Genomic DNA, 18,113 nt, shown 5'->3' on the forward strand with positions numbered 1-18,113 from the left:
AAAATGATTAAGCTTCGTTACGGATAGTCTTAATTATTTCAGTGGTTGAGCAGCCCTCTTCAAACTGCAGTACTCGAACTTCACCACCGTTAGCAATTACCTCACTGCCGCCGGCAATTTCTTCAGGTTTGTAATCACCGCCTTTAACTAAAAGGTCCGGCAGTATTTCAGAAATTAAACGCTGTGGTGTTTCTTCCGTAAATTCGATTACCCAGTCAACAGCACCTAAACCCGCAAGTACTGCCATACGGCGATCCACCGGGTTAACCGGGCGCCCTTCACCTTTCAGACCGCGTACCGACTGATCACTGTTTACCGCAAGAATTAAACGATCTCCCTGCTCTCGAGCTGTGTTTAAATAAGAAACATGACCAGCATGTAAAATATCAAAGCAGCCGTTGGTCATCACCACCTTTTCTCCGCGGTGCTGGGCAAGCTTAACAGCCAGTTTTAACTGCTCTTCAGAAAGCACACCGAATCCAATTTCCTGCTGGCTGTATACCGCATTAGCCAGTTCAATGGTATTAACTGTTGAAGTACCGATTTTGCCGACAACGACACCAGCAGCGGCATTGGCTAATGTACATGCATGTTCAAATGAACTGCCGGCAGCCAGTGAAGATGCCAGCACGGAGATAACCGTATCACCGGCACCAGTTACATCATAAACTTCCTGTGCCTGCGTCGGCAGGTGGAACGGCGCGACACCTTCACGCAGCAGAGTCATACCGTGTTCACTGCGGGTAACCAGTAACGCTTCAAGATCAAATTCTTTAATGATTGCCAGGCCGCGCTCAACAATTTCCTGATCACTTGTGCAGGTCCCCACTACCGCTTCAAATTCCGATAAATTCGGTGTCAGCAGCGTTGCACCGCGATATTTTTCAAAATCAGATCCTTTCGGATCCACTAATACTTTTGCATTGGCTTTTTTCGCAAGCTGAATCATATTCTGTACGTCAGCTAATGAGCCTTTGTTGTAGTCAGATAAAATAACCACATCATTATTATTAACCAGGCGCGTGTGCATTTTCTCTAAAATAGGCGCGCTGTCAACATCATGGAAACCCTCTTCAAAGTCTAAACGTAATAACTGCTGATGGCGGCTTAATACACGTAGTTTTGTAATTGTAGGAAAGTTATCAACAGTAACAAAATCAGTATTAACATGTACTGACTGTAGACTTTTACGTAAAGCGGCCGCCGGCTCATCATTGCCAACTAACCCAATTAAGTTAACTTTACCGCCAAGAGCGGCAACATTTAATGCCACATTGGCGGCGCCGCCCGGACGCTCTTCAATCTGCTCTACTTTAACAACTGGAACAGGCGCTTCAGGAGAAATCCTGCCGGTAGGACCATGCCAGTATCGATCTAACATCACATCGCCAACAACTAAAACTTGGGCATTTGTATATTCTGGTAATGTTATTTTCATGTCGTCTCTCTTAATATAAGTTTTAAATGAAGCTGGCCGTAAGATTACCATAGTCATAACAAAATCTCATTTTCAATCATTTACGATTTTACTTTTTGCGGGCGCAGGCACCTTCAGGCGCTAACAATCAAAGGGCGGGCATAAAACACTGCTTTGGTATAACTGTCTTTTCGTGTATGAACCTTATATTTCCAGAAAGACCGGGTATAGATCATAAGAAGAAAAAACAGAGGCTTACAAATAAATACCTCCCGCCTATACTGTTTTAGGCTTATTCATCGCCTTTCAAATTTCAGGAGCCCTACTTATGTTAACTATGTTATGTGTTGATAGTAACCAGCAGCGTCTTGCGCAGATCAAACAAGATCTTCTGCCGTTAAGTGCACGCCTGACATTAATAGAAGCGTCAAATATTCAGCAGGCCGAACAGCTAATCACACAAAACAGACAGAAAATAGCTTTGATACTCTGTGCATATAAACTCGAAGACGGTAACGCAGTCAGCCTGTGCAGCCAGCCCCAGTGCAATTTAATACGAAAAATTGTTTATGCGGCCGATCCTAGCGTAGCAGAGTTAAGTGACTGCATTAATCACGGGCGTATTGACCAGTTTTTCCAGCTTCCTTACCAGGCTAAAGAGTTAACCCATATTATTCAGCGCGAAATGAGCAGTTATAAAATTAATAATCTCCAGCATGAGCAGACACAAAGCAGCATTGTTGATAAAACCTGCTTATTAAATCAGCCGGAACAGTCCGCCCCCTCTAATTTTCAGGACAGGTTTCTTGATTACTCACTGTATTCAGATTCCGAACTGTCAAATTTAGTGATTAAATCACTGCATAAAATCCTTGAAGAAAGTGATGAGCATAAAGTACGCCGTTCCTATCGGGCAAATCATATACTGACTCGCGAAGGTGAAAAAAACCGTTTTCTATGGTTTATTACTAAAGGTGAAGTACTGCTTAAGAAACGTAATGCCCAGGGCGAAACGCAGGATATTACCATTATGCAGGAAGGTACTATGGTGGGAGGCATGTCATTTCTGACCGAGGAATGCGCATTCAGCACCGGTATCACCTTAACGGACACGGAAGTATTAAAAGTTGATAATGCTATTTTTTCGCAGATTATGCAGTCTAATTCGGCATTACTAGCTCCTTTTACCAACCTGCTGCTGCGTAATTTCAACCGCCGTCTACAGCATAGTATTTCAACTGAGCTTGCACTGCAGGAAACCCTGCACTCTTTAGATATTGCTTATAATCAACTGATAGAAAGCGAAAAAATGGTGGTATTAGGCCAGCTCGTTGCCGGAGTTGCACATGAACTTAATAATCCGGTTGCCGCTATTCTACGAGGCTCTGATACCTTAACTACCCTTATTTCTACCCTGCTTAGCAGTAACAGTGAAAGTGATTTCTCAATGCTGGCACAAAAGACACTGCAGGCGGGTTTAACGGTTACCCCCCTGTCAACATCTGAAATTCGCAAACGCACGAAAGCACTGCAGGGTACCATTAAAGATAAACAGCTCGCCAAAAAAATGGTCAATATGAATCTTGACGGCAAGACTATTCCCGTGGATAACTATCTCAGCCTAAAAGAAACAATTAACTTATTAGACAAGTTTCACCAGGCCGGCACCATTCTAAGAAACAGTAATGCCTGCGCGGTGCGCATCGCCGGTTTAGTAAAAAGCTTAAAACATTATGCAGGGCAGGACAGCGAAAAATCTTCAACGATTAATATTCACGATGGATTAGAAGAAACCCTGATTATTTTTGAAAATAAACTCAAACATTATCAGGTTGTTAAAGAGTACCAGCAGCTTCCTGAGGTTGAATGTCACCCGATTGCGTTAGAGCAGGTGTGGACCAATATAATATCCAACGCAATTGATGCGACCGAAGGCAAAGGAAAACTTAAAATATCAACCTTATACCAGCCCTACAACGAAGCCCCTAGCGTACAGGTGATTATAGAAGACGACGGTCCAGGTATTCCCAAGCATATTTTAACAAAAATTTTCGAACTTAATTACACCACCAAAAGAGAGGGAAATTTTGGTTTAGGCATAGGCCTGACCATCAGTTCGCAAATAATAAAACGCCATCATGGAACGATTGAGATTGAGTCACAACCCGGTGAATTCACACGTTTTATAATCACTCTGCCGATATTTAATCCAAATATTGAAAGCGAGCGTACTTCTGTTATCGCCCATAAACATTCACCAACCTGGTGAGCAGGCAGGATTATTTTTCATCGATTGAGCGGATAAACAGCAGCAGAATAGACATAATTAACAGCAGTAACAGCTGCAGTAAAAAAGACGGGTACACAACTAGCATAGAGATAAAAAATGTAACCAGGATAATTAAATAAACGCTTCGCTTACGTTTTTTATCTATCTTTTTTTCTTTTTCCCAGTCTCTTAATATCCCGCCTAGATAGGGAGCATTTAACAAGCGCTGATGAAAACAGGGAGAGCTGCGGGCAAAACAAGCTAGTGCCAGAATAAGGAAAGGAGTCGTCGGCAGAAGAGGCACAACAATGCCGATCAACCCGAGAAGAATACTCAAGCAGCCGATACTGATTAACAGATAACGAATAATCACTTTACGCATTATTTTTTTACCCATAAAAAAAGCCCGCAGTCTGCGGGCTTTTTATAAGCAGTAGACAACCGTGAAACGGTCATAAACTGCCCAGCAATTTAACAACTTACCAGCATTCAATTATCTTAAATAAAATAATTGAATTAAGAGGCTGTTTATTACTTACCAAGCTTCTCTTTAATACGAGCAGCTTTACCAGTAAGTTCACGTAAGTAGTATAGTTTAGCTTGGCGAACCAGACCGCGACGTTTAACTTCAACGCTTCCTACAAGTGGGCTGTGAGTTTGGAAAACACGCTCAACACCTTCACCGTTCGAGATTTTACGAACTGTGAATGCAGAGTGTAAACCACGGTTACGCTTAGCGATTACAACACCTTCAAATGCCTGAAGACGCTCTTTTTCACCTTCTTTTACGCGAACACGTACGACTACAGTGTCACCCTGTGAAAATTTAGGGATATCCGTACGTAGCTGTTCATTTTCAATTGCTTGTATAATATTGCTCATTTTAATACCTTTATAGCCTAGTTAACCAATAACATCGCTGGTCAGTCGGAGTCACTTTCCAGAGCAGCAAGTATTTTTACTTGCTCGTCAGTCAGAGCTAGGTTGTTTAATAAATCGGGTCTTCTTTGTATCGTGCGCTGCAGTGACTGTTTTAACCGCCAAAGACGAATTTTTTCATGATCACCGCTCAATAAGACACTTGGCACTTGTTTTCCGTCTAACACCTCAGGACGCGTATAGTGCGGGCAGTCCAGCAGACCATCCGCAAAGGAGTCCTGCTCGGCTGATAACACATGACCTAAAACACCCGGCACAAAACGTACCACAGCATCAATTAGGATCATGGCCGGCAGTTCGCCGCCGCTTAAAACATAATCACCGACTGACCATTCTTCGTCAACCAGGCTTTCTATTACCCGTTCGTCTATACCTTCGTAACGCCCTGCAACCAGAATCAAAGCTTCAGAGCCTGATAATGACTGCGCGCCGCAATGGTCTAAACGTTGTCCTTGAGGAGAAAGATAAATCACCTTTGCCTCATGTCCTGCTTCTTTAGCGGCCTGTTTTGCTGCAACAATAGCATCCCGTAAAGGCTGTACCATCATCAGCATACCAGGACCACCGCCATAGGGACGATCATCAACCGTTCTATGTTTATCCAAAGTGAAATCACGCGGATTCCAGCATTGAATAGAAAGCAGATTATTTTTAATCGCTCGACCTGTTACCCCATTCTCGCTAATGGCCCGAAACATATCCGGGAAGAGGCTTACAACCCCTATCCACATCACTTTTCTCCTAGGGTAATCAGAAATCAGGTTCCCAATTAACTGTAATTAATTTGCCCGTAATATCTACATTAGAAATTACTTGCTCTTCAATAAACGGAATTAACCGTTCTTTTTGTCCAAAAGCATCATTCGAGTTGGCTTTTACAACAAGCACATCTTTAGAGCCTGTTTCCATCATATCGGTGACAACACCGAGATCATAACCTTTGTCAGTGTTAACCTGACACCCGATCAAATCACGCCAATAGAAGTCTTCTTCCAGTTCTGGAAGTTTATCTGGATCAACGAACAGCTCCAAACCAACTAAGGCCTGTGCTTCTTCTCTGACATCAAATCCTGCTATTTTTGCAACAAAACCATTACTGTGGCGTTTCCATTCGGTTATATTAACCTCTTGAAGCAGCCCTTTTGATTTCATTAACAACGGCTTATATTCAAAAATACTTTCAGAATCATCGGTGTAGGAGTGGACTTTTAACCAGCCTTTGATGCCGTGAACCGCACCAAATTTACCCATTACAATCGGCTCTGCTTTTTCGCTCACCTAATTCTCCTCACCTGACTGCAATTAAGCAGCTACAGCGTTATCTTTTACTAATTTAGCAACACGATCACTTAGCTGTGCGCCAAGACCAACCCAATGGTTGATGCGATCTGTATCTAAACGTAATTTTTCTGCTTTACCTTGTGCAGTAGGGTTAAAGAAACCTACTTTTTCAAGGAAACGGCCGTCACGTGCGTTACGACTATCAGTTACTACCACTTGGTAGAATGGGCGTTTTTTAGCGCCACCACGAGCTAAACGAATAGTTACCATATCGTCCTCTATTTATTATTAAACGTCGAAAGTCAGAAAATTCTGACCACTTGCTTTTGTAGAAAGCCGCAAAATTATACCCTTATTCAAAAAAAGAACAATCAAAATCACACTTTGCTCAAATTTAGTGCAGTTTATACAGCAAAAAGCCCGGGTTAGAGATGCTCTAACCCGGGCTTTAATAGCTATAAGTGTTCTAGAAAAGGATTATTTCTTTTTAAATCCGCCCAGACCTGGAGGCATTCCCATGCCACCCATGCCACCGGCACCACCACCCATTCCAGGCGGTAACATGCCCTGCATGCCGCTCATCATTTTACGCATGCCACCTTTACCCGACATTTTCTTCATCATTTTCTGCATCTGGGTAAACTGTTTAAGCAGTTTATTAACATCCTGAATCTGCGTACCAGAGCCGGCCGCAATACGACGCTTACGTGAACCTTTAATAATTTCAGGCTTAGCGCGCTCTTTTTTATTCATAGAGTTAATAATCGCTTCCATCTGAGCGGTACTTTTATCATTAACCTGGCTCTTCACAGCATCCGGCACCTGCCCCATGCCCGGAAGTTTATCCATCATACCGGCCATGCCGCCCATACTTTTCATCTGTACCAGCTGATCACGGAAGTCTTCCAGATCAAAACCTTTACCTTTCTGAACTTTTTTAGCTAATTTTTCAGCTTTCTTTTTGTCAACTTTTGTTTCAAGTTCTTCGATTAATGAAAGAACATCACCCATACCTAAGATACGAGATGCGATACGATCCGGATAGAAAGGTTCTAAGGCATCAACCTTCTCACCCATACCGATAAATTTAACCGGTTTTCCGGTAATATGACGAATAGAAAGTGCAGCACCACCACGGGCATCACCATCCGCTTTGGTTAGGATGATACCGGTTAAAGGCAGGGCTTCATTAAATGCTTTTGCAGTATTAGCAGCATCCTGACCTGTCATAGCATCAACCACAAACAGCGTCTCTACCGGGTTAATCGCCTTATGCAGGTCCTTAATCTCATCCATCATTTCGCCGTCTACGTGTAAACGGCCTGCAGTATCGACCATTACTACATCAATAAACTGCTTTCTAGCATGATCAATCGCGGCATTAGCAATATCAATAGGATTTTGTGTTATATCACTCGGGAAGAATTCAACATCTACTTCACCGGCAAGCGTTTCAAGCTGCTTAATCGCGGCCGGACGGTAAACGTCGGCACTCACTACTAAAACACTTTTCTTTTCTTTAGTTTTTAATAAACGCGCTAATTTTGCAACAGAGGTGGTCTTACCCGCACCTTGTAAACCTGCCATTAATAGGACGGCCGGCGGCTGTACAGCAAGGTTTAATGATTCATTAACCTCACCCATTGCCAGTTCAAGTTCATTTTGAACAATTTTAATAAACGCCTGGCCCGGGCTTAAGCTTTTAGATACTTCCTGGCCGACAGCACGTTTTTTTATGGATTTTATAAAGTCACGAACTACAGGCAAGGCTACATCAGCTTCTAATAAAGCCATGCGCACTTCGCGTAAGGTATCTTTAATATTGTCTTCGGTTAAACGCCCTTTGCCACTAATGTTTTTTAGGGTTTTCGACAATCGATCGGTTAAATTCTCAAACATGTTCAGATCTCGTTACTAATAAATTAACTCGATTATACGCATTTATCGATACTCAAAATAGTATTAACTTCTGATCAGCTTAATAAAGCAGATAAAAACTGTTTTAAGAACAAAGCAGCGCGTATAATTAGGTCTATTAAAAAGTAATTAGTGGGCTGATATGGATTATTTTGCGTTAATTAGTAGTTTTTTTTACATTATTGCAGGTGTGATTGCAGTTACTCAACTCTTCTCGCCTAAAAAATCTCAGCCGATCTGGCAGTTAATACCAATTACCATTGCTTTATCAAGCCACGCAGTCTGGCTGTACCAGCATATTATTCTGGTAGACGGGCAGAATCTACCTATTTTAAATGTACTCTCCCTAGTCACTTTTTTTATCTCTGCCCTTTCCAGCTTTGCCAGCAAACGCTTAAATACCGGTGTACTGCTGCCGGTGGTTTATGCTTTTACTGTGATTAATTTCATTGCCGTTGTTTATCTTCCCAGCCATTTCATTACTCACCTTGAGACACATCCGCAGGTGGGATCGCATATCATCTTTGCCTTATTAGCTTATTCGATACTGAGTATTGCCAGCCTGCTGGCAATACAGCTGGCATTTATTGATTATCGACTCAAAAACCACAAATCACCACTGACCCAGATCAACATGCCGCCGTTAATGACCCTGGAAAAAAGTCTCTTTCAGTTTATATTTATTGGTTTTGTTTTATTAACCTGCACCCTGCTGACCGGCTTTATTTTCCTGGAAGATATGTTTGCTCTGGGGAAAGCACATAAAGCAGTTTTCACCCTGATAGCCTGGGTTATTTACGCGGTCATCCTGTGGGGTCACTTTGCTAAAGGCTGGCGTGGACGTTTTGTTGTCTATATCACTATTGTCGGCTCATCAGTACTGACACTTGCTTATTTCGGCAGTCGTTTTGTCCGTGAAATTATTTTGACCTGATAATAATTAAGAATATTAAATACTGTAACCCGCTTCACTGCAGCTTTTAATTAAAACCTGATTCAGATTCCCCTGCAGCAGGGCAATGCGCTCAGCACGCAGACACTCCCAGTCACTGACCGGATACTGGCGGTGCCATACACTCATTAGTCTATACTGCTGCTTACTCATCTTATACCGCGGGTAGACGCTTGCCATATACAGATAAGTTCTGGCTATCTGCCCTCGCGCAGACTGCGGCGGCTCGGCTTTTTTAGCAGCTATCTTCATCGCACAGGATCCGAAACTGCTTTTCTGCTCTGTGAGCATAACAAAGTTATAATTACTGCGGCTGGCATTTACTGCACCGATCGCAGGAAACAAATTATACATATCAGCCTGCATAAGCTGGTATTCACCATTCACTTTCTCTGCACATCTGCGCCCTTTAAATGAATTCCCCTTGCTGTTCACACACAGAGCATTGCCCTGACGCCATTCATCAAAGGTACGCCCGAAGTTTTCCGCAGGCACTACGTGCTCCCATTCTATCTTTTTCGCCCGCTTTTTATATTTATCTGTCTGAAAACCAGCCGGCGCAGTAACCTTCTTTTTAGTATCAAACTGCGCTTCACAGTAAATGGTCTTGCGCTCTAATGCGGACATATAAACCTGCTTTTCCAGCATCTTTTTAGCTTTATTGAAAGAGTTATTAGTGGCATTGCCTGAATCAGCAAGCACAGAAAAAGGAAACAACAGAAGGAGAATTAAGTATTTGATAACAAAGCACCAAGATAAAAAGCCTCACTTTATCACCTCTATGCATTAGGCATTAATTAAAAATACATCACTAGGAAGGCAGTACAACATAATTGTTGAAAATGCCTTTATTCTTATGCGGCGACAGAAGAAAACAAAGCGGCAAAAATTTTCGGAGCTAGTCTCATTATAAGAATCTCAGTAATCATCTTTGTTTTATCTACTTTTCTTCGCTACTATCCGTAGTTAACACTAACAGCCGAAAGAGAATATTTTGAACGACATACCGACCAGTGCATTACTGATAACACTTATTATCTTAATCGTTATCTCTGCTTATTTTTCAAGTTCAGAAACAAGTATGATGTCGCTAAACCGCTACCGCTTACGCCATCTTGCCAAGGATAATAATAAAGTTGCAATTCGGGTTGAGAAGCTGCTTAATCAACCGGATAAACTGATTGGTTTAATCTTAATCGGCAATAATCTGGTTAATATATTAGCCTCTGCACTAGCAACTATTCTAGGCCAGCGGCTATTTGGTGATGCCGGTATAGCCATTGCCACAGGTGTTTTAACTCTGGTCATTCTAATTTTTGCAGAAGTTACCCCAAAAACATTAGCTGTGCTGTACCCGGAAAAAATTGCTTTTCCAAGTTCACTTATTTTACGTCCGCTGCAGAAATTACTTAGCCCGCTAGTCTGGTTTATTAACGGAATATCCAACGGTTTATTACGTATTTTCGGTATCAGCGTCACACCGCAGAATGATAATGCACTTTCTAGCGATGAACTGCGCTCTGTAGTGCATGAAGCCGGCAGCATGATCCCCGCGCATCACCAGCAGATGCTTCTGAGCATCCTTGAGCTGGAAAAGGTCACCGTTGACGAGATAATGATCCCGCGTAATGAGATTGCTGCTATTGATATCAATCAGGACTGGGACACTATTCTCAAGCAGCTGAAACACCGTACTCATACTATGACCCTGCTTTATCGCGATACCATTGATGACGCTATTGGTTTTGTACATGCGCGCGATTCTTTACTGATCCTATTAAAAGAAGATTTTACCAAAACAACACTGCTGCGCAGCGTCAGAGAATTATATTTCATCCCGGAAGGTACGCCGCTTAATACTCAGCTGGTTAAGTTCCAGAATAATAAAGAACGTATCGGTTTGGTGGTTGATGAATACGGTGATATCCAGGGCCTGGTAACGCTTGCAGATATTCTAGAAGAAATTGTCGGAGACTTTACCACTACCCGTGAGCCTCACAGCTCGCAGGAAATTCATAAACAGCAGGATGACTCTTATATTATTGAGGGCAGTTTAGGCATTCGCGATATTAATAAAGAGATGGGCTGGACGCTGCCGACTGACGGACCACGTACATTAAACGGGCTGATCCTGGAGCACCTTGAAGAGATCCCGACGGGAAAAATCAGCGCGCGGATCTGCGGCTATCCCATGGAGATTCTAGAAGTTGAAAATAACATGGTTAAGCTGGTGAAAGTCATACCACATCTGTTCACTGAAGAAAGCTGATTTAAGCGAAACCAATAAAAAAGGCGCCCTCCGAACAGGAGAGCGCCTTTTTATTTTATATGTACTACAAGCAGCTTAAAGCTGGCTTAACTGCTTTTCACTTAATGCAATATCTTCATTTTTATTAATGCCGATACCTGCATCAATAATGGCCTTAGCAATCTCTTTCGCTTCAGCTAAAGAGTGCATTGCATAAGTACCGCACTGGTATTCGTTTAGTTCCGGAATATCATTCTGCTCCTTAACTGCCAGCACATCGTTCATAGACGCTAACCAGGCAGCACTCACCTGTGCTTCAGTCGGCGTACCGATCAGGCTCATGTAAAAACCTGTGCGGCAGCCCATCGGAGAAATATCGATAATTTCTACATGGTCACCGTTTAAATGGTCGCGCATAAAACCTGCATAAAGGTGCTCCAGTGTATGAATTCCTTTCTCAGAAAGAATATCTTTATTCGGTGCAGTAAAACGTAAATCAAACACAGTAATGGTATCTTTACCCGGTGTCTGCATGGTTTTTGCAATACGCACTGCAGGCGCATTCATAATGGTATGGTCAACAGTAAAACTATCTAATAACGGCATTTTCTTTCCTTTCTATAACGGGTTGTGGTTTAGGCAAAAAACAATCGCCATAACCAGCTTGAATCTAAATTTTCCTGACAGCCTCGTAACTGGGCTGCGTATTGTTTGGAACGACTATCTACTTTTCGAGAAACTTTAATCAGCCAGGGTTTCTTATTATAACTCTTCTTTTTATATCCCCCCCAGCCTTCATGATAATTAAGATACTGCGCATAGGCATCCCATTTGGAGACACCATTAATTTTCTGCGTTTTATTGGTAAACCAGCCCATAAAATCAATGGCATCGGCAAAGTCATCTCGATCCGCCCAGCTGTTGCCGGTTTCCCGCTTATAATCAGCCCAGGTCATGGTTTTTGCCTGTGCATAACCGTAGGCGTCACTTGCCCGACCGATCGGAATAAACCAGAAGTACTGCATCGGCGGCGCTGCGTTATGTTTAAAACTGCTTTCCTGATACATCATTGCCAGCGGTACATGAATCGGCGTGCCCCACTGCTCTTTCATATCTTTAGAAGCATCATACCAGTCACGATGCTCATAAAATATTTCACAGATATTATCTGGATTTTTTGGCGGAGGAGTAGCGCAAGCCGTTAATAATAGAGCGCTAAAAATAAATATTAAATTTTTTTTGATATTCATTGAACTTATTCCTGGTCACACTGACTAATTGTTTGTAAACATTAGTAATAATATTTATAAAACCAGACACGCTGTCTAACCACCAGTGTGATAGCAACCGCGTTGCCTAATCAACAGCGTTAGAAAAACCGTTGCCTAACCATCAACGTCGCATAGTTAAACATATTATATTCCTTCAAAAGCCTCTTTTTAAAGAGGCTTTTTTTTATTCTTTTTCTAAGTTAATAAAATACTGCTGCAGATATTGATCAAAACTCAGTGTATCTTCACTTTCAATTTTCTGCTGTTTTTGTAACGAATCTGATTTTTCCTGTTCAAAAAAGCTGTCTGACCAGACACGGTACCCCTGTGCAGTTAACTCATCTTTATAGTTTTTTGCCAGGCTCAATGCCAGCGGGCCGTTATCAGAGTCATTGCCGGTAATCATTTCCAGAATACGCGCCGAGCTGGTCAGTTCAGGGCTGGCAAAACGCGGTGCAATGTGTGTTATAGCGGTCTGATAACGCGTACAGTTTCTATCCCCGTCTAATACAACGGCAAGTTCTTTAAGCTGTTCAGTAAGCCAGTTACCCCAGTCCGCAACACTCTGCTCGGTGCCGTCAATATCAAGTGTCAAACCAGGTTCACGCCCTTTGGTGACGATTTTATTGAGGTTGTCCGCAAACAATTTTGACTGTGTTTCGGATATTTCCGCAGAAGGTATAATGGCACACCAGGTCAGAAACAGATCTAGAAAGTTAACCTGCTCTTCGGTGATCCCGACTTTAGAAAAAGGATTAACATCTAAAGAACGAATTTCAATATACTCAATACCCCGGGCATTCAATGCCTGTGACGGTGTTTCGTTTCCTTTCTGTACCCGTTTCGGACGGATTGATGCATACAGTTCATTTTCAATCTGCAGTATATTGCCATTCAACTGCTTGTAGGCGCCATTTTCTTTTATCCCTAATCCGCTGAATTCAGGGGCTTTTTGAGCTAAAGCATGACGAACAGAAACAAGGTAGTTATCAATACTGTTATAACCGACATTAAGTGTAGACTGTGCGCTGCTGGTATACCCCAGATCACTTAAACGCAGCGAGGTCGCATAGGGCAGATAAATGGTGCCTTTACCCGATTTTTTAAATTCAAAATCGTTTTCTCTGCCCTGAATAAATGAACTGCATAAAGCAGGAGAAGCACCGAAAAGAAAAGGAATAACCCAGCCGTAACGGAAATAGTTACGCACAAGTCCTAAATAACCGCTGGACTGCGCATCTTTACCCGCCAAGTCAGAATTATGTATATCAGCCCAGACCGGCCAGAATGCCTGCGGCAGTGAAAAGTTATAATGCACTCCGGAGATAATCTGCATCATATTGCCGTAACGGTTTTTCAATCCCTGACGATAAGCTGTTTTCATCCGGCCTACATTTGAACTACCGTACTGTGCTAATTCAACCTGCTCTTCATTCTGTACATAACAAGGCATGCTCATCGGCCACAATGATTCGTTATTTTCTAAATTTTTAGCCGCATAATGGTGGATATCATTAAGGTAATCAAACAGCTGAGTGACATCTCTAGCAACCGGTGTAATAAATTCTAATAAGCTTTCCGCGAAATCGGTTGTAATAGAGCTATGACACAAAGCACTGCCGAAAGCGTAAGGGTGGCCTTTTTGTGAAAGTTTACCATCCGGATTAACACGTAGAGCTTCACGTTCTATACCACGACCAAAGCCGACCAGTGATTGTGGTTTTTGACCTATAACAGTCATACGTTGTTTAAAATCGAGAGACAAGAGCAGACCCTTTGAAGTTACGAAAAGAGCTAGCAGAGTACCTTAAAAAAGACACTGTTTACAAGCTTTAACTATTTTATAACAAGTGACTAAGATAACTAATTCCTCAGCTCTTGAAGTTGATTTTCACGAGAAAAACCAGACAGATAAGTTATGCTAAAAAAAAGGCCGCTTAAATAAGCGGCCTATAAAATAAAACACCCGGTTTTAACCAACTAATGCCAGCAGGACACCGGCGGCAACCGCGCTGCCGAGTACACCGGCAACGTTTGGTCCCATCGCATGCATCAACAGGAAGTTATGCGGATTAGCTTCCAGCCCCACTTTATTAGCCACGCGTGCGGCCATAGGTACAGCAGAAACACCAGCAGCACCAATTAGAGGGTTAATAGGGCTCTTCGAAAAACGTCCCATAATCTTAGCCATAATAACACCGGATGCAGTACCGATTGAGAAGGCAATTGCTCCTAACACCAGAATTCCTAAGGTTTCAATGTTTAAAAACTTATCTGCCGATAATTTAGAACCGACGCCTAACCCTAAGAAGATAGTCACGATATTAATAAGCTCGTTTTGCGCGGTTGAACTTAAGCGCTCAACAACACCACACTCGCGCATCAGATTACCGAGGCAGAACATACCAACCAGCGGTGTCGCTGCCGGTAAAAACAGAATCGTCAGCAGCAGTACAGCAAGCGGGAAAATAATCTTTTCCTTTTTACTTACCGGGCGCAACTGTTCCATCTTTATACCCCGTTCTTCTTTTGTGGTTAACGCACGCATAATCGGCGGCTGAATAATTGGTACCAGCGCCATATATGAGTAGGCGGCAACCGCAATAGCCCCCAGTAAATCAGGCGCAAGTTTTGACGCTAAGAAGATAGCTGTCGGCCCGTCTGCCCCGCCAATGATTGCAATTGCAGACGCATCCTGCAGACTGAATTCAAAACCAGGAACCAGGTTAAGCAAAATAGCCCCGAACAGCGTTGCAAAAATACCAAATTGAGCAGCCGCGCCTAAAAACAGTACTTTAGGATTCGCGATTAACGCACCAAAGTCAGTTAAAGCCCCCACTCCCATAAAGATAATTAACGGAAAAACCCCCGTTTCAATACCAACATGGTAAATGTAATAAAGCATACCGCCTTCATCATTAAAACCAGCATTAGGAATATTCGCTAAAATAGCGCCAAAACCAATCGGTAATAATAATAGAGGTTCGAATTTACGTGCAATTGCCAGGTATAATAATAAACAACCAACGGCAATCATCACCAGATCAGGCAGTCCAAAATTAGCGATGCCTGTATCCATCCAAAGTTTTGTTAATCCATTCACTTCTCTGTTTCCTTACCCGATTACAAACAGGGCTTCACCCACAGCGACTGAATCGCCTTCTTTAACCCGAACAGCCAGTACAGCACCAGATTTAGTCGCGCGGATTTCAGTTTCCATCTTCATCGCTTCCATCACCAGCAGTACATCACCTTCGCTAACCTGCTCACCTTCATTGACCAGTACTTTAAAAATGTTACCCGCCAGCGGTGCCGGAAGATCTTCACCTTCAGCATCAGAGGTGGCCGCCACGGTTGCGGAAACTGCAGCGACAGGCGCAGCAGAAGCCGGTGTTATGCCGGATATACTGCCTTCAGGGCCAACCTGAACATTAAACAGCTGACCGTCAACAGCCACAGAATAGCTTTCTACATTACCTTTTTTAGGGGCAGGCGCAGCAGTCGCCGGCTTAAGATCATCTGCACTTGGTACAGGTTCAAAAGCATCCGGATTATCACGGTTTTCTAGGAATTTAAGGCCTATTTCCGGGAATAAAGCATAAATCAGCGCATCATCAATCTCCTGCTCAGCGAGTTTAATGCCTTTCTCAGCTGCAACTTTTTTAAGCTCAGCAGCAATCTTATCCATTTCCGGTGCGATATTATCAGCAGGACGGCAGGTAATTGCACTACCGCCGTCTAGTACTTTAGCCTGCAGCTGTTCATTCACAGGAGCAGGAGCAGCACCGTATTCACCTTTTAACACACCGGCAGTTTCTTTAGTGATGTTTTTGTAACGCTCACCCATTAATACATTAATAACCGCCTGCGTACCGACAATCTGCGAAGTGGGGGTAACCAGTGGAATATAACCAAGATCTGCACGTACACGCGGTATTTCTTCTAATACATCATCCATCTTATCTGCTGCACCCTGCTGTTTCAGCTGGCTTTCCATATTGGTCAGCATGCCGCCCGGCACCTGTGCGATAAGAATACGCGGATCCACACCTTTTAATTCACCTTCAAATTTTACATATTTTTTGCGAACGTCACGGAAATATGAAGAAATTTCGGCTAATTGAGGTAATTCAAGCCCTGTATCACGTTCAGTGCCTTCGACAATCGACACTAAAGTTTCTGTTGGTGAATGGCCGTAAGTCATGCTCATTGAAGAAATTGCAGTATCAACAATATCAATACCCGCATCAATCGCTTTCTGCTGTGTTGCTACACTCAAACCGGTCGTTGCATGGCAGTGCAGTGCCAGAGGGATATCGGTAGCAGCTTTAATTTTTGTGATCAGCTCTTCTGCCGCATAAGGTTTTAATAGACCCGCCATATCTTTGATACAGATAGAGTGCGAGCCCATATCTTCCAGGCGTTTTGCCATATCAACCCAGCCGTCGATAGAGTGAACCGAGCTGGTAGTGTAAGAAATAGTACCTTGTGCATGAGCACCGACTTTAACGGCAGATTTAATTGCAGTTTCAAAGTTCCGTACATCATTCATAGCATCAAAAATACGGAATACATCAACACCATTAGTGTGCGCACGCTCAACGAATTTTTCTACAACATCATCAGCATAATGGCGGTAACCCAGCAGGTTTTGACCGCGTAATAACATCTGCTGCGGTGTATTCGGCATAGCAGCTTTTAAAGCACGGATACGATCCCACGGATCTTCACCCAGGTAACGAATACATGAATCAAACGTTGCACCGCCCCAGGTCTCTAAAGACCAGTAGCCGATCTTATCAAGTTTCTCTGCAATCGGCAGCATATCGTCGATACGCATACGTGTTGCAAATAATGATTGGTGCGCGTCGCGTAATACTACTTCTGTAATTGCGAGAGGCTTAGACATATTCACTTGCTCCTTCATTAGTTCTTTCCCCATTATGCTGCTTCAGTTTTACGATACTGCTGCACAGCACTGGTAATAGCGGCGATTAATTTTGGATTGATTTCTGACTCAGACGAGACAGTTGAGGTTTGCTTTCGCAGGACCGCGCTTTTTTTAACAGCGGGTACATCAGCAGGTATAAATTTAGCCATCAGGTTGACAGCAATCATTAATAAACCCAAAAACAAAAATACAAAGGTCATTCCTAACCCGAGTAGTGTTAATGCTCTAAATAATGACTCAGTAACATCCATACTTTGTTATCCTTTTTACATTCAGCTAATTTTGCCTGCCCATAACACATCAAATTGAATAAATATTCACTAACAATATAAGTTCAACGCATGATAAACGCTTATTTAATAAACCTCTTCATTACTTGATACCAGGTTAAGGCACCACAAACATGCATTAACCACTTCACAATTCCTTTAGATACAGGGTTAAAATTAATTAAATGACGCTTCTAAGGGACTAATATTGTACTGGTTTTTGCATAAAATTAAAAGCAGGGTAAGATCTCAGTTTGAATGCTCAAAATACCTGCAATAACAGATAGTTTTTCAAACAGTGAAGCAGTGCACAAAAAAACACAGAACAGGGGAATTTACCGGGCTAACAAAGCGGTTGAAAGTGACTAATTAAGCAGAATCGATGCAGAAAAACGGATGTGACAATTTATTCTAAAATAGTAATTTTTTATTCACTTGTGATTTATTTTACCTGCACAAAAATATTTATGGTATAGATAAATAAAGGCAGATAGAAAACAGAAATAAAAAACAGGGGGAAAATGGTGCGGGTGAAGGGATTCGAACCCCTGACCGCCTGGTTCGTAGCCAGGTACTCTATCCAGCTGAGCTACACCCGC

Annotated in this window: 17 protein-coding genes and 1 tRNA gene; 3 read left to right on the top strand and 15 right to left on the bottom strand. The window is 42.6% G+C overall.

What is annotated here, in order from left to right:
• Nucleotides 1-7: 7 nt before the first annotated feature.
• On the bottom strand, nt 8-1,438 hold the full coding sequence (gene hldE, locus G327_RS0117760) for a bifunctional D-glycero-beta-D-manno-heptose-7-phosphate kinase/D-glycero-beta-D-manno-heptose 1-phosphate adenylyltransferase HldE (protein ID WP_019616155.1): 1,431 nt from the start codon (nt 1,436-1,438) through the stop codon (nt 8-10).
• Nucleotides 1,439-1,745: 307 nt separating this feature from the next.
• Between hldE and G327_RS25055 the strand changes: the two genes are divergently transcribed.
• The gene (locus tag G327_RS25055; RefSeq protein WP_019616156.1) at nt 1,746-3,686 is read left to right on the top strand and encodes an ATP-binding protein; all 1,941 of its coding nucleotides are present in this window, start codon (nt 1,746-1,748) and stop codon (nt 3,684-3,686) included.
• 10 nt (nt 3,687-3,696) lie between these two features.
• On the opposite strand, the gene G327_RS0117770 is transcribed toward G327_RS25055, so the two are convergent.
• From G327_RS0117770 to ffh, 6 genes are all read right to left on the bottom strand, one after another.
• Nucleotides 3,697-4,083, bottom strand: a complete 387-nt coding sequence (locus tag G327_RS0117770; RefSeq protein WP_019616157.1) for a YbaN family protein — start codon at nt 4,081-4,083, stop codon at nt 3,697-3,699.
• A 134-nt stretch (nt 4,084-4,217) separates the two neighbouring features.
• Nucleotides 4,218-4,568 carry a 50S ribosomal protein L19 gene (rplS, locus tag G327_RS0117775; RefSeq protein ID WP_019616158.1) on the bottom strand — a complete coding sequence of 117 codons (351 nt, stop codon included), beginning with the start codon at nt 4,566-4,568 and terminating at the stop codon, nt 4,218-4,220.
• A 41-nt stretch (nt 4,569-4,609) separates the two neighbouring features.
• A complete protein-coding gene (gene trmD / locus G327_RS0117780; protein ID WP_019616159.1) occupies nt 4,610-5,356 on the bottom strand; it encodes a tRNA (guanosine(37)-N1)-methyltransferase TrmD in 747 nt (248 codons plus the stop codon).
• Between the two features lie 19 nt (nt 5,357-5,375).
• Entirely contained in the window at nt 5,376-5,903 is a 528-nt protein-coding gene (rimM, locus tag G327_RS0117785) for a ribosome maturation factor RimM (protein WP_019616160.1), read from the bottom strand.
• Between the two features lie 24 nt (nt 5,904-5,927).
• Nucleotides 5,928-6,176, bottom strand: coding sequence for a 30S ribosomal protein S16 (gene rpsP / locus G327_RS0117790; protein ID WP_019616161.1), 249 nt, complete (start codon nt 6,174-6,176; stop codon nt 5,928-5,930).
• A 207-nt stretch (nt 6,177-6,383) separates the two neighbouring features.
• A complete protein-coding gene (gene ffh / locus G327_RS0117795; RefSeq protein ID WP_019616162.1) occupies nt 6,384-7,805 on the bottom strand; it encodes a signal recognition particle protein in 1,422 nt (473 codons plus the stop codon).
• A 160-nt stretch (nt 7,806-7,965) separates the two neighbouring features.
• Here ffh and G327_RS0117800 point away from each other — a divergent pair, with 160 nt between their 5' ends.
• Nucleotides 7,966-8,757: a cytochrome C assembly family protein gene (locus G327_RS0117800; protein ID WP_019616163.1), complete on the top strand. Its 792-nt coding sequence runs from the start codon at nt 7,966-7,968 to the stop codon at nt 8,755-8,757.
• A gap of 15 nt (nt 8,758-8,772) precedes the next feature.
• Here G327_RS0117800 and G327_RS0117805 read toward each other — a convergent pair whose 3' ends face one another.
• Nucleotides 8,773-9,492: an endonuclease gene (locus G327_RS0117805; protein ID WP_019616164.1), complete on the bottom strand. Its 720-nt coding sequence runs from the start codon at nt 9,490-9,492 to the stop codon at nt 8,773-8,775.
• A gap of 277 nt (nt 9,493-9,769) precedes the next feature.
• Here G327_RS0117805 and G327_RS0117810 point away from each other — a divergent pair, with 277 nt between their 5' ends.
• Nucleotides 9,770-11,044: an HlyC/CorC family transporter gene (locus G327_RS0117810; RefSeq protein ID WP_019616165.1), complete on the top strand. Its 1,275-nt coding sequence runs from the start codon at nt 9,770-9,772 to the stop codon at nt 11,042-11,044.
• Between the two features lie 75 nt (nt 11,045-11,119).
• On the opposite strand, the gene luxS is transcribed toward G327_RS0117810, so the two are convergent.
• The 7 genes from luxS to G327_RS0117845 all read right to left on the bottom strand — a co-directional run bounded on the left by luxS (nt 11,120) and on the right by G327_RS0117845 (nt 18,113).
• Entirely contained in the window at nt 11,120-11,629 is a 510-nt protein-coding gene (gene luxS, locus G327_RS0117815) for an S-ribosylhomocysteine lyase (RefSeq protein WP_019616166.1), read from the bottom strand.
• A gap of 29 nt (nt 11,630-11,658) precedes the next feature.
• Entirely contained in the window at nt 11,659-12,273 is a 615-nt protein-coding gene (locus tag G327_RS0117820; protein ID WP_019616167.1) for a transglycosylase SLT domain-containing protein, read from the bottom strand.
• 205 nt (nt 12,274-12,478) lie between these two features.
• Complete coding sequence (gshA, locus tag G327_RS0117825; protein WP_211217250.1) at nt 12,479-14,059, bottom strand: glutamate--cysteine ligase; 1,581 nt, start codon at nt 14,057-14,059, stop codon at nt 12,479-12,481.
• Nucleotides 14,060-14,266: 207 nt separating this feature from the next.
• The gene (locus G327_RS0117830; protein ID WP_019616169.1) at nt 14,267-15,373 is read right to left on the bottom strand and encodes a sodium ion-translocating decarboxylase subunit beta; all 1,107 of its coding nucleotides are present in this window, start codon (nt 15,371-15,373) and stop codon (nt 14,267-14,269) included.
• Nucleotides 15,374-15,409: 36 nt separating this feature from the next.
• A complete protein-coding gene (oadA, locus tag G327_RS0117835; RefSeq protein WP_019616170.1) occupies nt 15,410-17,203 on the bottom strand; it encodes a sodium-extruding oxaloacetate decarboxylase subunit alpha in 1,794 nt (597 codons plus the stop codon).
• Between the two features lie 32 nt (nt 17,204-17,235).
• Entirely contained in the window at nt 17,236-17,496 is a 261-nt protein-coding gene (locus tag G327_RS0117840; protein ID WP_019616171.1) for an oxaloacetate decarboxylase subunit gamma, read from the bottom strand.
• A 540-nt stretch (nt 17,497-18,036) separates the two neighbouring features.
• Nucleotides 18,037-18,113, bottom strand: a tRNA-Arg gene (locus tag G327_RS0117845).

The organism is Psychromonas ossibalaenae ATCC BAA-1528 (assembly GCF_000381745.1).
In the GTDB taxonomy this organism is placed as follows: domain Bacteria; phylum Pseudomonadota; class Gammaproteobacteria; order Enterobacterales; family Psychromonadaceae; genus Psychromonas; species Psychromonas ossibalaenae.

Bases quoted from the DNA above. Each gene is read 5' to 3' on its own strand.
- G327_RS0117840 (WP_019616171.1), bottom strand. From the start codon at position 17,496: ATGGATGTTACTGAGTCATTATTTAGAGCATTAACACTACTCGGGTTA.
- ffh (WP_019616162.1), bottom strand. From the start codon at position 7,805: ATGTTTGAGAATTTAACCGATCGATTGTCGAAAACCCTAAAAAACATT.
- hldE (WP_019616155.1), bottom strand. From the start codon at position 1,438: ATGAAAATAACATTACCAGAATATACAAATGCCCAAGTTTTAGTTGTT.
- oadA (WP_019616170.1), bottom strand. From the start codon at position 17,203: ATGTCTAAGCCTCTCGCAATTACAGAAGTAGTATTACGCGACGCGCAC.
- G327_RS25055 (WP_019616156.1), top strand. From the start codon at position 1,746: ATGTTAACTATGTTATGTGTTGATAGTAACCAGCAGCGTCTTGCGCAG.
- rpsP (WP_019616161.1), bottom strand. From the start codon at position 6,176: ATGGTAACTATTCGTTTAGCTCGTGGTGGCGCTAAAAAACGCCCATTC.
- luxS (WP_019616166.1), bottom strand. From the start codon at position 11,629: ATGCCGTTATTAGATAGTTTTACTGTTGACCATACCATTATGAATGCG.
- G327_RS0117800 (WP_019616163.1), top strand. From the start codon at position 7,966: ATGGATTATTTTGCGTTAATTAGTAGTTTTTTTTACATTATTGCAGGT.
- rplS (WP_019616158.1), bottom strand. From the start codon at position 4,568: ATGAGCAATATTATACAAGCAATTGAAAATGAACAGCTACGTACGGAT.
- trmD (WP_019616159.1), bottom strand. From the start codon at position 5,356: ATGTGGATAGGGGTTGTAAGCCTCTTCCCGGATATGTTTCGGGCCATT.
- G327_RS0117820 (WP_019616167.1), bottom strand. From the start codon at position 12,273: ATGAATATCAAAAAAAATTTAATATTTATTTTTAGCGCTCTATTATTA.
- G327_RS0117770 (WP_019616157.1), bottom strand. From the start codon at position 4,083: ATGGGTAAAAAAATAATGCGTAAAGTGATTATTCGTTATCTGTTAATC.
- G327_RS0117830 (WP_019616169.1), bottom strand. From the start codon at position 15,373: ATGGATACAGGCATCGCTAATTTTGGACTGCCTGATCTGGTGATGATT.